The sequence below is a fragment of the Actinocatenispora rupis genome (assembly GCF_016861975.1).
Lineage (GTDB): Bacteria > Actinomycetota > Actinomycetes > Mycobacteriales > Micromonosporaceae > Actinocatenispora > Actinocatenispora rupis.
This window is the reverse complement of sequence record NZ_BOMB01000043.1, coordinates 30,341-41,746: the sequence shown is the minus strand read 5'-3', so window position 1 is coordinate 41,746 and position 11,406 is coordinate 30,341. Positions and strand designations below refer to the sequence as shown.

The 11,406-nt window shown below is 75.0% G+C and carries 12 protein-coding genes; 7 read left to right on the top strand and 5 right to left on the bottom strand.

Going from position 1 to position 11,406, the window contains the following annotated elements; all coding sequences use genetic code 11:
- Nucleotides 1–118: 118 nt before the first annotated feature.
- Both Aru02nite_RS31485 and Aru02nite_RS31480 read right to left on the bottom strand, forming a co-directional pair.
- A complete protein-coding gene (locus Aru02nite_RS31485; protein ID WP_203663793.1) occupies nt 119–1,129 on the bottom strand; it encodes a LacI family DNA-binding transcriptional regulator in 1,011 nt (336 codons plus the stop codon).
- Between the two features lie 185 nt (nt 1,130–1,314).
- Nucleotides 1,315–2,049, bottom strand: coding sequence for an alpha/beta hydrolase (locus tag Aru02nite_RS31480; RefSeq protein WP_203663791.1), 735 nt, complete (start codon nt 2,047–2,049; stop codon nt 1,315–1,317).
- Between the two features lie 140 nt (nt 2,050–2,189).
- Between Aru02nite_RS31480 and Aru02nite_RS31475 the strand changes: the two genes are divergently transcribed.
- On the top strand, nt 2,190–2,540 hold the full coding sequence (locus tag Aru02nite_RS31475; protein ID WP_203663789.1) for a DoxX family protein: 351 nt from the start codon (nt 2,190–2,192) through the stop codon (nt 2,538–2,540).
- Between the two features lie 4 nt (nt 2,541–2,544).
- Here the strand turns inward: Aru02nite_RS31475 and Aru02nite_RS31470 are convergent, their stop codons facing one another.
- Nucleotides 2,545–3,756: an MFS transporter gene (locus Aru02nite_RS31470; RefSeq protein WP_203663788.1), complete on the bottom strand. Its 1,212-nt coding sequence runs from the start codon at nt 3,754–3,756 to the stop codon at nt 2,545–2,547.
- A 114-nt stretch (nt 3,757–3,870) separates the two neighbouring features.
- Here Aru02nite_RS31470 and Aru02nite_RS31465 point away from each other — a divergent pair, with 114 nt between their 5' ends.
- Nucleotides 3,871–4,527 carry a hypothetical protein gene (locus Aru02nite_RS31465; protein ID WP_203663787.1) on the top strand — a complete coding sequence of 219 codons (657 nt, stop codon included), beginning with the start codon at nt 3,871–3,873 and terminating at the stop codon, nt 4,525–4,527.
- Between the two features lie 190 nt (nt 4,528–4,717).
- Here the strand turns inward: Aru02nite_RS31465 and Aru02nite_RS31460 are convergent, their stop codons facing one another.
- A complete protein-coding gene (locus Aru02nite_RS31460) occupies nt 4,718–5,386 on the bottom strand; it encodes a LuxR C-terminal-related transcriptional regulator (protein ID WP_203663786.1) in 669 nt (222 codons plus the stop codon).
- A gap of 222 nt (nt 5,387–5,608) precedes the next feature.
- Between Aru02nite_RS31460 and Aru02nite_RS31455 the strand changes: the two genes are divergently transcribed.
- From Aru02nite_RS31455 to Aru02nite_RS31445, 3 genes are read left to right on the top strand one after another with little or no spacing between them, the layout of a single operon-like run.
- On the top strand, nt 5,609–5,935 hold the full coding sequence (locus Aru02nite_RS31455) for a YbaB/EbfC family nucleoid-associated protein (protein ID WP_203663785.1): 327 nt from the start codon (nt 5,609–5,611) through the stop codon (nt 5,933–5,935).
- 35 nt (nt 5,936–5,970) lie between these two features.
- Nucleotides 5,971–7,128, top strand: a complete 1,158-nt coding sequence (locus Aru02nite_RS31450) for a hypothetical protein (RefSeq protein ID WP_203663784.1) — start codon at nt 5,971–5,973, stop codon at nt 7,126–7,128.
- Entirely contained in the window at nt 7,125–9,731 is a 2,607-nt protein-coding gene (locus Aru02nite_RS31445; RefSeq protein ID WP_203663782.1) for a right-handed parallel beta-helix repeat-containing protein, read from the top strand. The genes Aru02nite_RS31450 and Aru02nite_RS31445 overlap by 4 nt, the downstream gene beginning before the upstream one ends.
- A gap of 40 nt (nt 9,732–9,771) precedes the next feature.
- Here Aru02nite_RS31445 and Aru02nite_RS31440 read toward each other — a convergent pair whose 3' ends face one another.
- Nucleotides 9,772–10,461, bottom strand: coding sequence for a hypothetical protein (locus Aru02nite_RS31440; protein WP_203663780.1), 690 nt, complete (start codon nt 10,459–10,461; stop codon nt 9,772–9,774).
- 149 nt (nt 10,462–10,610) lie between these two features.
- On the opposite strand from Aru02nite_RS31440, the gene Aru02nite_RS31435 reads away from it, so the two are divergent.
- Nucleotides 10,611–10,907 carry a WXG100 family type VII secretion target gene (locus tag Aru02nite_RS31435; protein ID WP_203663778.1) on the top strand — a complete coding sequence of 99 codons (297 nt, stop codon included), beginning with the start codon at nt 10,611–10,613 and terminating at the stop codon, nt 10,905–10,907.
- Between the two features lie 25 nt (nt 10,908–10,932).
- Nucleotides 10,933–11,403: a WXG100 family type VII secretion target gene (locus tag Aru02nite_RS31430; RefSeq protein ID WP_203663776.1), complete on the top strand. Its 471-nt coding sequence runs from the start codon at nt 10,933–10,935 to the stop codon at nt 11,401–11,403.
- Nucleotides 11,404–11,406: the final 3 nt, after the last annotated feature.

The window sequence follows — 11,406 nt, the reverse complement described above, 5'->3', positions numbered from 1 at the left end:
GCGGTGCCGGAGTGATGCGACCGGGTGCGGGCAGCACCTGCACACCCGGCCGCGTCACCCCTCGCGCCCCGAACCGGACGCCGGGATCCCTTGCCCGGCAAGGAATCCCGTACGCGGGTCAGGCGGAGTCGCGGGGCACGAGCGTGCAGTCGAAGCTGACCGCCTGCGGTGGTTGCTGCGGCTCGTCGGTGAGCCGGTGCAGCAGCAGCCGACCGCACGCCCGGCCCTCCTCCCGCGCCGGTACCGCCACGGTCGACAGCGCCGGGTACGCCAGCGACGCCGCGTCGATGTCGTCGAAGCCGACCACCGCCACGTCCTCCGGGATCCGCAGCCCGCGCCGGCGCGCCTCGTCCATCGCGCCGATCGCGACGACGTCGTTGGTACACAGCACGGCCCGTGGCGGTCGGGGCAGGGCGAGCAGTTCAGCCATGCCCGCGGCGCCGCCGTCCCGGCTGAACGGCGCCCGTACCACCAGTTTCGGGTCGGGTCGGCGGCCCGCGGCACGCAACGCCCGGCGGTACCCGGTGACGCGCAGCGCGGGCGGCCCGTCGCCGGCCGGCCCGGTCACGAACCCGATCCGCTCGTACCCGCGGTCGAGCAGGTAGCGCGTGGCGCTCTCGGCGCCGCCGAGGTCGTTCGCGGTGACCGCGTCGATGCCGCGGCGGGCGTCCCGGCTGCCGAACAGCACCACCGGGATGCCCGCGGCGAGCGCCGGCGCCACGGTGCTCTGGTGCTGGTAGTACCCGGCGAAGCCGATGCCGTCGACGCGGCGGTGCACCATCTGCTCCACGGTGCGCCGTTCGATGGCCGGATCGCCGTCGGTGTTGCACACGATCCCGTAGTACCCGGCGGGGGTGAGGACGTCCTGGAGGCCGCGGGCGACGGCCGGGTAGAACGGGTTCGTGATGTCCGGGATGATCAGGGCGATGGTGCTCGTCCGTTGGGTCACCATGCTGCGGGCCAGTTCGTTCGGCCGGTACTGGAGCTCCTCGACGACGGCGAGCACCTGGGCGCGGGTCGCCTCGGCCACGTGCCGCCGGCCGCTCAGCACGTGCGAGACGGTCGTGGGGCTCACCCCGGCGCGCGCGGCGACCTCGGCGATCGTCACGTGCTTGCGTCGCAGACCCACCACGTTCCTCCGATGTTTCCTGGTGCCGGCCACGGTATCGGACGCCGCCCGCCCGTACGGGTCGCCAGCTCCCGGGGGTGGCTGCGCGGGTCGGCCGGCACGACGCACGCCGGGCCGGCCGGGCACCACGCCCGACGCCCGGGACCCCGCCCAGCCCGTGACCGCCGCGTACGAGACCGGCCCGGTCACCCCGGCGACGTGAGCCCCGCCGGGCCGAAACCGTTGGTACGCAAGAAGGTCGCGCACGCGGCGAGCCAGTCGCCGGTCAGCCCCAGCCCGTGCCGGCCGTGCGGGTACACGTGCAGTTCGAAGGGCACGCCGTGCGCGTCGAGCGCGCCGGCCAGCAACAGCGAGCCGCGCACCGGTACCACCGGGTCGTCGGCGGTGTGCCAGACGAACGTCGGCGGGGTGTGGTCGTCGACCCGGTGCGGCGTCGACAGGGCGCGGCGCCGCTCGTCGGTGGCGTCGGCGCCGAGCAGGTTGCCGGCCGACCCCTCGTGCCGCGTCGGCCCGTACAGCATCGTCACCGGGTAGCAGAGGACGGCGAGCGCCGGCGGGGTACCGGGTTCGGTGGCGAGCAGGCCGGCGAGGTGTCCGCCGGCCGAGAACCCGAGTACGCCGACGCGCGCCGGATCGACCGTCCACTGTGGAGCGTTCTGCCGGATGTGGCGCAGCGCGGCGAGCGCGTCCTCCAACGGCGCCGGGAACCGGTGCGGCGCCATCCGGTACCGCAGCACGAACGCGGCGATGCCCAACCCGTTGAGCCATTCCGCCACCGGTTCCGCCTCGTGCGCCGCGTGCGTGTGGTAGCCGCCGCCGGGCAGCACCAGCACCGCCGGCGCCGGCGCGTCCGCCGCCACCGGGTACGCGTCGAGCCGCGGCAGGCCGTCGCCGCCGCCCCCGAACGAGTCCACGTCCATGTGCCGTCCCGTCCCGAACCCCACCACGCCGTACGCCGGCGCGGACCTCCGCGCCAACCTACCGGGCGCGGCGCGGTCACCTTCGGCCCCGCCCGGCCGTCAAGGGGAAGGAGCACACCGACACGTCCTACGGAGAGACCATGACCATCGCGTACCTGGCCGTCACGTTCGTCGCGGTCGTGGCGAACGCCGCCGTCGGCGTCGCCGACCTGGCGCGCGCCCGTTTCGTCCTCGGCAACTGCGCGGCGGTGGGCGTACCGCCGACGTGGCTGATCTGGTTGGGGCTTGCGAAGATCGCCGGCGCGGCGGGCCTGGTGACCGGCCTGCTGGGCGTGCGGCCGCTCGGTGTCGCGGCGGCCGTCGGCCTCGTCCTGTTCTTCGTCGGCGCCGTCGTGGCGCACCTGCGCGCCCGCGTACTGCGCTCGATCGGCTTCCCTGCGGGGTTCCTGGCCCTCGCCTGCGCCGCACTGGTCGGCGCGCTCGCGCAGTGACGCATCAGCCGGTACGGCGGCGCAGCAGGGCCGCGGCGAGCAGCGCGACACCCAGCGCGATCGTGGCGACCGACGACGCCAGCAGCGTCTGCCGGCCGCCGACCGCGCCGACCAGCGGCCCGCCGAGCGCGGTGCCGAGCGACGCCGACGGTACGACGAGCGCGTTGCGGACCGCGAGTACCCGGCTGAGGGATCCGGGCGGGCTCGTCTGCTGCATGAGTCCGTTGCTCAGCGCGGAGAACGGCCCGTAGACGACGCCGCCGACACCGAACCCGACCAGCCCCGGTACGAGCGCGTCGGTCAGCCCGCTGGGCAGCAGCGCGAGACCCCAGCCCGTCACGACCGCGCCGATCACCAGCCACAGTGGACGGTTCTGGAGCAGCCCGGCGCACAGCCCGCCGACGGCCGCGCCCGCCCCGAACACCACGAAGTACAGCCCGAGTACGGAGGCCGAGGCGTGCAGCTCGTCGGCGACGTGCACCGGGAGCGCGACCTCGACCGGGCCGTACAGGACGTAGAAGAGGCAGGTGACGGCGATCAGGGCGAGCAGCGACGGGCGGGCGAGGATCGTCCGCAGCGCGCCGGTACGTTCGGGCTGCCGGACCGGGCTGGGCAGCGTACGGGCGAGCCACAGGCAGGTGGCGGCGAGGACGGCGAAGCTCAGCGCGTCGACGCCGATCACCGCCGCTGGGCCGGCCAGTGCGGTGAGTCCGCCGGCCAGCGCCGGGCCGACGATCGTCGCGGCCTGCGCGCACGTGGCCAGCAGCGCGTTGCCGGTGATCCGGTCCCGTTCCGGCAACGCCTCGGCCACCAGCGTGTACGTCCCGGCCCCGCCCCACGCGTGCAGCAGCGACGAGCCGGCGAGCAGCGCGACGTAGCCGGCGGGGGAGAGGTGCCCGACCGCGTACAGGACGGGGACGGCGCCCAGCAGCGCGGCCCGCAGTACGGCGTCGGCGGCGACGAGGCGGGCGGCACCGAGGTTGCGCACCAGCGGGCCGAGTACGGCGGCGCCGAGGGTGCCGGGCAGCGCGTACGCCGCGACCGCCAGCCCCGTCCACACGCCGCGCTGCGCCACCGGCGCGAGCTGTACGGCCAGCCAGGCGATCGCGACGATGCTCATCCCGTCGCCGAGCGCCGACACCAGTACGCCGGGCAGCAGCCGCCGCAGCGTCGGATGCCGCACCACCGAGCGGTACCGCGTGAGCGCCTCGACCATGCGGTGATCCTCACCGATGCCCCGGGCCGGCGGCGGTGCGGGCCGGCCGGTGCCGCCCCCCGGGCCGGGCGAATACGACATAAGGTGGTGATCCGTCGATACGGAGGTGACGCGATGACATCGGGACGACCCACCCGACGAGACGTCCTGCGGGTCGCGCTGACCGGTGCGGCAGCCGGAACGCTCGGCGTGGCCGGCCCGGCGGCGGCACCCGCGCAGGCCACCGCGGCGGGCGCCACCATCATGGTCATCCGGCACGCGGAGAAGCCGCCGGACTCCGGCGCGCCGCACGGCGTCCTGCCGAACGGGAACAGCGACGACAGCGCGCTGACCGTACGGGGATGGCTGCGGGCTGGCGCGCTGGCCGAGCTGTTCGCGCCCACCGGCACCGACGTACGGCCGGGTCTGCTGCGGCCGACCGCGATCTACGCCGCCCAGCCGGGCAAGGACTCCGCGCTGCGGCCCAGCCAGACGGTCACGCCGCTGGCCGAACGGACGGGCCTGACCCTGACCACCACGTACGCGAAGGGTGACGAGAAGGACCTGGCGGCCGAGCTGACCACGCTGAGCGGCGCGGTCCTGGTGTCGTGGCAGCACGAGGAGATCCCGGCCATCGCCGCCGCCCTCGGTACGGTCACGCCGGCGCCACCGTCCTCGTGGCCCGACGACCGGTACGACATGGTCTGGGTGTTCGCGCCGGCCGACGGCGGCTACGCGTTCACCCAGGTGCCGCAGCAACTGCTCGCCGGGGACTCCACCGCCCCGTTCTGACCGGCCCGCGTCACACGGCGACCACCTCGCCGCGCTTCCCCGACCCGTGCTGTGCGGGCGCACCGCGGGAGGCGTCGGCGGGCGTTGGCCCTGCCTGGCTCCGCCGCACCATCCGTGGTGGTTGCACCGGATCGGCCTGATCCGGCGTGTCGGTCGCCGCCGGGTGTGCCGCCGGCGGCGACCGACCCTGCTAGCTCGATAGGACGTAGCCGAGTTCGATGGCACGGCGGGTCAGTTCGGCCTTGTTGCCCGCGTTGAGCTTGCTGCGGATCCGCTTCACGTACGTGTTGACGGTGGCCTCGGTGAGGCCCATCCGGCGGCCGATCTGCCCGTGCGTGTAGCCCTGCGCGACCCAGCGCAGCGTCTCGATCTCCCGGCTCGCCAGCCGTGGGCGCCGTTCCGTCACCGGTTCCGTCGGGGTGCGCAGGGACGGCGCCAGCTCCGCGCACACGTACGCGCCGCCGGCGGCGACGATCCGCAGCGCGGTCAGCATCTCGTCGGCCTCCGCGTCCCGCGTCAGGTACGCGTGGACCCCGGCGCGCAGTCCCGCCGCCAGGTCCACGCGCGTGTCCGGCGGGCACAGCACCAGGGCCCGACCACCCACCGGTACCGCCGGCAGCGGGTCGCCCACCGCCCCCCGCACCGGGTACGCGTCGAGTAGGAGCAGGTCGGGGCGGGCCCGGCGCACGGTCAGCTCGGCGGCTTCGGTGACCGCGCAGCAGAACGCGACGTCGGGTGAGTCGGCGACGAGGCGTTCGAGGCCGCCGCGGACCACCTGGTTGCGACAGATCACGGCGACTGACGGCAGGACACGGCCGGCAGCGGTCGGCCGCGCGTACGGGAGCTGGGTGACGCTCATGCGCACAGCCAACGGCGTACCGCCGGGTAAGGCCAGGCGAGGACACCGGCGGAAGTGGTTCTGCCGGTTCTGCCGGTACGTGGTGTCCCCGAACGGGAACGTTCCCGCGGGCCGGGCGTGGCCGGTAGACAGGACGGCGCGGACCGCCGAGATTGGCGGGGCCGTCGGTGCGCCGCACCCGATCACGAGGTCCCCGGCGGCGGCCAGGACGAGGGAGACGGTGTGGCACAGAACCCGATGCCGGACCTCGCGGCGCTCGCCGACCGGATCGGCCGGATCCGCGACGACCTGGCCGATGCGACGGCCGAGATCGAGGACGCGGAACTGACGTCCGCGTCCCCGGACGGCGCGGTCCGGGCGACCGTACGCCGGGGTCGGCTGGTCGGCCTGGTCATCGAACCCGCCGCGCTGGAGCAGGACGCCGGCGCGCTCGCCGCACAGGTCCTGCGGGTGGTACGCGACGCCGAGGACCGGGCCGGTGCCGCGCAGGAGCGGCGCCTCGTACCGGCGGCCGAGCAGATGCGTGCCCTGCTCGCCGACCACACCTGAGAAGCGTTCCCGTACGACCCCAGGAGGACGGTCCGATGCCCGATGCCACCCGACCGACGTCCGGCGGTGGCGCCTCCTCGGCGCGGTCCGGTGACGGCTGGCCGACCCTGCCCGACGCCGGCGACGAGCCGACCGCCGCCCGACCCGTGACCCCACGATCACCCGACACGCCAACGGATCCCGACGCGGCACCGCCCGGGACGGTGCCGGACGCCGCGCGGTCGAGGCCGGTTGGCGCGGGGCCGGATCCCGGTGCCGAGGGCGGCCCGGCACGTACTCCGTCCGATGTGGACGGTGGCCCGGCGGGCGGGCCGGACGGCGAGCCCGGCGGTACGGGGGCGCGGGCCGGGTTCGTCGGCGCGTTCGTCCGCACCGTGGGGCGCGAGCAGGGCGGTCGGGCCGGCGCGAAGGTGGCCGTCGGCGCGCTGGTCGTGGTGCTGGCGCTGGCGGTGGTCGTGGTGAGCGGTGCGCTGCTGTCGCGCCCGAGGTCCCGCCCCACGACCGCGGCGGACCAGCAGACGGCGCGCCCTACGAGCGGCGCGCCGAGTGCGGCACCGTCGCGGACCCGGGGCGCCCCACCGGCACGTACCGGCGGGGAGGGGGCGGCGCAGCCGGCGACGCGATCGTCGGCGCACCCGACGGCGCGGACGAAGGACGCCAGCCGCCACCCGGGGGAGTACCAGGCGGTGGCCGCGCCGGGCTGCGCGAGCGACGGCGCCACGTACACCGAGCACGGGCGGTACAGCGACGGCGAGAGCGGGTGGTACACGGTCGGGTCCGGTGGCTGGACCGGCGCCGGGTGCCCCGGGTCGTTCACCGACGTGCCGATGTCCGGCGACGCCGAGAAGGACGACCCCACGGCGTACGTGGTGTGGGGGTTCCGGGTGCCGGCCGGCGCGCGCAGCTGCCGCGTCGAGATGTACGTGCCGACGTCGAGCCGGTGGCGGGACGTGGCGAGCGCCCGCGCGCATTACCGGATCCAGGCGGGCACCACCCCCGACAGCCCGACGCTCCAGCAGGTCGACGTGGACCAGGTGCACAACGAGGGCAGCTGGCAGGTCGCCGGCAGCTACCGGGTGTCGACCGGCGTGATCGGCATCCGGCTGCTCAACCGCGGTATCGACTACAACGACCACGCCCACACCTACGCGCACCTGGCCGCGTCGGCGGCGCGGGTGACCTGCGGTCAGTGAGGCCCGGCCTGCTGCGGGTGTCGCCGCGAGGCTGGGGCGGCCACCGCACGATCGGCGCCGCGATCCGTGCCGCCGCACCGGGCGCGACCGTCTCGGTTCACCCCGGCGAGTACGTGGAGCGGCTGGTACTGGACCGTCCGGTGACGCTGGTCGCCGAGGACGGACCCGGTACCACCCGGCTCGTGTCGCCCGAGGGGCCGGCGTTGCGTGTCACCGCCGCCGCGACCGTACGCGGGATCACGGTGCTGGCCGCCGGTGGCGGTACGGCCGTGGTCGTGGACCGCGGCACGCCGACGCTGCACGGCGCCGAGATCCACGGTGCCGTCACGGTTTCCGGCGACGCCGCGCCGACGCTGCGGGACTGCCGCGTGATCGGCGCCGGGATCGTCCTGGCCGACGCGAGCCGCGCCACCCTGGTCGACTGCACGGTCGAGGACGCGCCGGGCGGCGGGATCGCGGTGTCGGGCGACGCCGCCCCGCAGGTACGTGCCTGCGCGGTGTCGCGGGCCGGCGGTGCCGGGATCGTGGTGTCCGACGCCGCCGCCGGCCTGTTCGAGGACTGCCGGGTGATCCGCCCGGCGGGCGCCGGGTTCGCGGTGCACGACCGGGCGGCGCCGACCGTACGCGGTGGGTGGTTCGCCGACGCGGGGGCCGACGCGGTCCGCCTCGCCGGCCCGGACGACGCCGCCGCGGCCGGGACCGGTGGCACGCTGCTCGACCGGTGCGCGCTGGTACGCCCGGCCGGATGCGGGGTCGCCGCTTCCGGTGCGGCGACGGCCACGCTGCGCTCGGTCCGGGTGGCGGAACCGGGCGGGATCGGCGTCCTGGCAACGGATCGCGCGCGGCTGCGGATGGAGTCGTGCGCGGTCGGTACGGCCGGCAGCTCCGCCGTGGTGGTGCGTGACGGGGCGCACCTGACGGCGGACCGGCTGAGCGTCGACGGCGCGGCGGCCAACGGTGTCCTCGCCCGCGACGACGCCACCGTACGACTGTCCGATGTGGACGTTTCGGGCACCGGGTTCAGCGCGGTGCACGTCGGCGGTCGCGCGCACCTCACCGTGCGCCGCGGCCTGCTGCGCGACACCCCGGAGTACGGGATGCGGGTGGTCGAGCTGGGACTGTGCGACGCGGCGGACGTGCGGGTGACCGCCGCGGCGATGACCGGTTTCGGGATCGCCGACCGGGGCGACCTGACCGCGCGCCGTTGCACGGTGACCGGCTGCGGCGTCGGCGTCTCCGTGGACAGCCGGCACCGGCCGCTGGTCGCGGACAGCACGGTCGCGGAGTCCCGGCAGACGGGCGTACACGTCGCGGACGGTGCCGCGGTCGCGTTGCTGCGCTGCGGTGTCCGCGCCAGCGCCGACGTCGGCGTACGCCTCGGTGCCGGGGCCGCCGCGCTGCTGGACGGCTGCTCGGTCACCGACACCGGCGGTACCGGCATCGCCGTCGGCGCGGAGGGCACGCCGACCGTGCTCGGCACGACCGTGGCCGGCAGCGGCCGGAACGGCGTGTACCTGGCCGAACGCGCCCACGGCCGGTTCGACGACTGCGCCGTGTCCGCCGCCGGCTACCCCGCCCTGTACGTCGCCGACGGCGCCGACACCGCGTTCCACCGGCTGCATCTGCACGACACCGACCGCGGCGTGGTACTGGCCGACACCGCGGGCGCCACGTTCACCGACTGCCGGTCGAGCGGCGTGGCCGCCGACGACCTGCCGGAGCGGGCCCTGGCCCGCCGCGCCGTGCTCTCCGGAACCGCCGCCGTCGAACCCGCCGGTACGCCGGCGCACGACGCCGAGGACCTCGACACGGTGCTCGCCGAACTCACCGAGCTGATCGGCCTGGTGCGGGTCAAACAGGACGTGTCCCGGCTGGTGAACGTGATGAGGCTGGTAAGGCAGCGGGAGCGGGCGGGGCTGCACCCGCCGCCGCTGTCCCGGCACCTGGTGTTCGCCGGGAACCCGGGCACCGGCAAGACGACCGTCGCCCGGCTGTACGGCCGGATCCTCGCCGCACTCGGCCTGCTCCCGTCCGGCCACCTCGTCGAGGCGGACCGCGGCGACCTGATCGGCGAGTACGTGGGGCACACCGCGCCGAAGACCACCGCCGTGTTCCGGCGCGCGCTGGGTGGCGTGCTGTTCGTCGACGAGGCGTACGCGCTGGTACCGGACGGGCAGGCCGGGGACTTCGGCCAGGAGGCCATCGCCGCGCTGGTGAAGCTGATGGAGGACCACCGGGACGAGGTCGTCGTGATCGTCGCCGGCTACCCGGACCAGATGGGCCGGTTCGTCGCCGCCAACCCCGGCCTCGCGTCGCGGTTCACCCGCACGCTGGCGTTCGACGACTACACCGCCGACGAACTGGTCGAGATCGTCGCCGACCAGGCACGCCGGCACCAGTACACGGTGGACGGCGCCCTGCGGGACGCGCTCGCCGGCTACTTCGCCCTGGTACCAAGGGATGCGCGGTTCGGGAACGGGCGGGCGGCGCGGCAGGTGTTCCAGGAGATGACGGAGCGGCAGGCGCAGCGCGTGGCGGAGATGTCCGCCCCGTCGCCGGACGACCTGATGGCACTGTCCACGGTGGACATACCGGCGCTGTGACGTCGACGCGGCGCGTCCCCGGGGCACGCCGCGTCGGCACCTACCTGGGCATGCCCGTGCCGATCTGGTCCGCGGGGTCGGGCCCGTTCAACGGATCCCACGGCAACGGCCCGGAACCGCCCGACCCGGAGCCGTCGGACCGGGTCGCCTGCTTGTCCGGGAACGCCGACTGCCGGTCCATCTCGTCGTACGCGTAGGACGCGTCGTTGATGAGCTGGATGAGCCCGCCGCTGGCCGTCACCATGCCGGCGGTCGCCTCCAGGGCCGCCCGCTGCATCGCCAGGATCGACGGCAGTGCCTGCTGCATCGCCTTAGCCTTCGCCGTGTACGTGTAGTACGGGCTGGTGCTGGGCCCGCCGAACACCGAACTGTTCGACTGCGACGCCGTCTGCGTCTCGTACTGGCCCCACATCGGGTCGTCGTAGACCTGCTCGGACACCGGCCACAGGGCGTTGTAGACGGTCACCACCGCGTCCGCGGTGTCGAGCTGGGTCTGCAAGCCGGCACGCATGTCGTTGGTGTCCACCGACACGTACCCGGGCCAGTGTCGGGACTTGTCGACCGCGGGCTGGCCGCCGCCACCGCCCGGCCCGTCCGCGCCTGGTGGTTGCGGGGTCCGCCAGTTCATCTGGAGGTGGTGCGCCTGCGCGCCCGGCGTCACGCCGCCGGCGTCGCCGCCGTCGCTGTCCGGCAGCGGGTTCGTGTCGTACCTGGAGGTGTATCCACCCACCTGGCCTGCCTCCTCGTCGTCGTGGCCGCATTGTCGCCGCCGGTGGCCGGGCCGGGAAAGTCCCCGGTGGCGGCGCGTGACGTCCCCGGAATGAGACGTGGCTCGACCGGATCCGCGGCGCCTACCGTCGGGCCGGAGGTGCTGCCGCCGTGACCGCTGACGAGTACCGCGTGTCCCTGTCCGACTTCAGCGACGCCATCGACGTCGTCGACGCGCAGAGCAGGGCGATCAGCGGCGTGCTGGCCGACCTGTCCGGCACGTTCAAGCAGGTCGAGGGGGAGTGGCTCTCGCCGTCGGGGAGCACGTTCGCCGCGCTGGCCAGGGAGTACTCCGCCGACGCCGACCGCCTCGACACGCTGCTCAAGGACATCCTCACGCGGATGCGCACGACGTACCGCAACTACGCGGACGCCGAACGGCACAACGTGGACAACCTGACCGCGTGACCGACCCACGACAGCCGGAGGGGCGATGACCGTGCCGAACGGCGGCGCCAGCGGGCCGATGACGATGACGATCCCCGAGGTGTACCACGCGGGCGTCACCACGATCCCCGGGTACGTGACGCAGCTCGTCGACGCGCTGGAGCGGATCGCGCAGGCGCTGGAGGGGTTGCAGGGCACGTGGGTGGGCGGCTCGCAGAAGCTCGCCGACGACTTCACCACCCGCTGGAACGACTGCGCCACCGGCCTGTTCGGTACCAAGGCCAACCCCGACGCCGGCGTGCTCGTCCGCATCGCCGACGGCCTCGCGTACGCGGCGCTCAACTACGGCGACACGGAGCTGACCGTCCAGCAGTCGTTCGTCTCCTTCTCCCAGGAGCTGCGGCGGGCGCTCGACTTCCCCGACCCGAACCCGCCGGCGCCGGTCGCCTCCGGCGGGTACGGCACGGACGGCGCGCCGCAGTCGCCCGCGCCGCTGCCGCCGATCACCGAAAGCTGAGCC

Excerpts from the sequence above, each read along its gene's own strand:
- Aru02nite_RS31480 (WP_203663791.1), bottom strand. The coding sequence starts at position 2,049 with ATGGACGTGGACTCGTTCGGGGGCGGCGGCGACGGCCTGCCGCGGCTC.
- Aru02nite_RS31475 (WP_203663789.1), top strand. The coding sequence starts at position 2,190 with ATGACCATCGCGTACCTGGCCGTCACGTTCGTCGCGGTCGTGGCGAAC.
- Aru02nite_RS31470 (WP_203663788.1), bottom strand. The coding sequence starts at position 3,756 with ATGGTCGAGGCGCTCACGCGGTACCGCTCGGTGGTGCGGCATCCGACG.
- Aru02nite_RS31465 (WP_203663787.1), top strand. The coding sequence starts at position 3,871 with ATGACATCGGGACGACCCACCCGACGAGACGTCCTGCGGGTCGCGCTG.
- Aru02nite_RS31460 (WP_203663786.1), bottom strand. The coding sequence starts at position 5,386 with ATGAGCGTCACCCAGCTCCCGTACGCGCGGCCGACCGCTGCCGGCCGT.
- Aru02nite_RS31450 (WP_203663784.1), top strand. The coding sequence starts at position 5,971 with ATGCCCGATGCCACCCGACCGACGTCCGGCGGTGGCGCCTCCTCGGCG.
- Aru02nite_RS31430 (WP_203663776.1), top strand. The coding sequence starts at position 10,933 with ATGACCGTGCCGAACGGCGGCGCCAGCGGGCCGATGACGATGACGATC.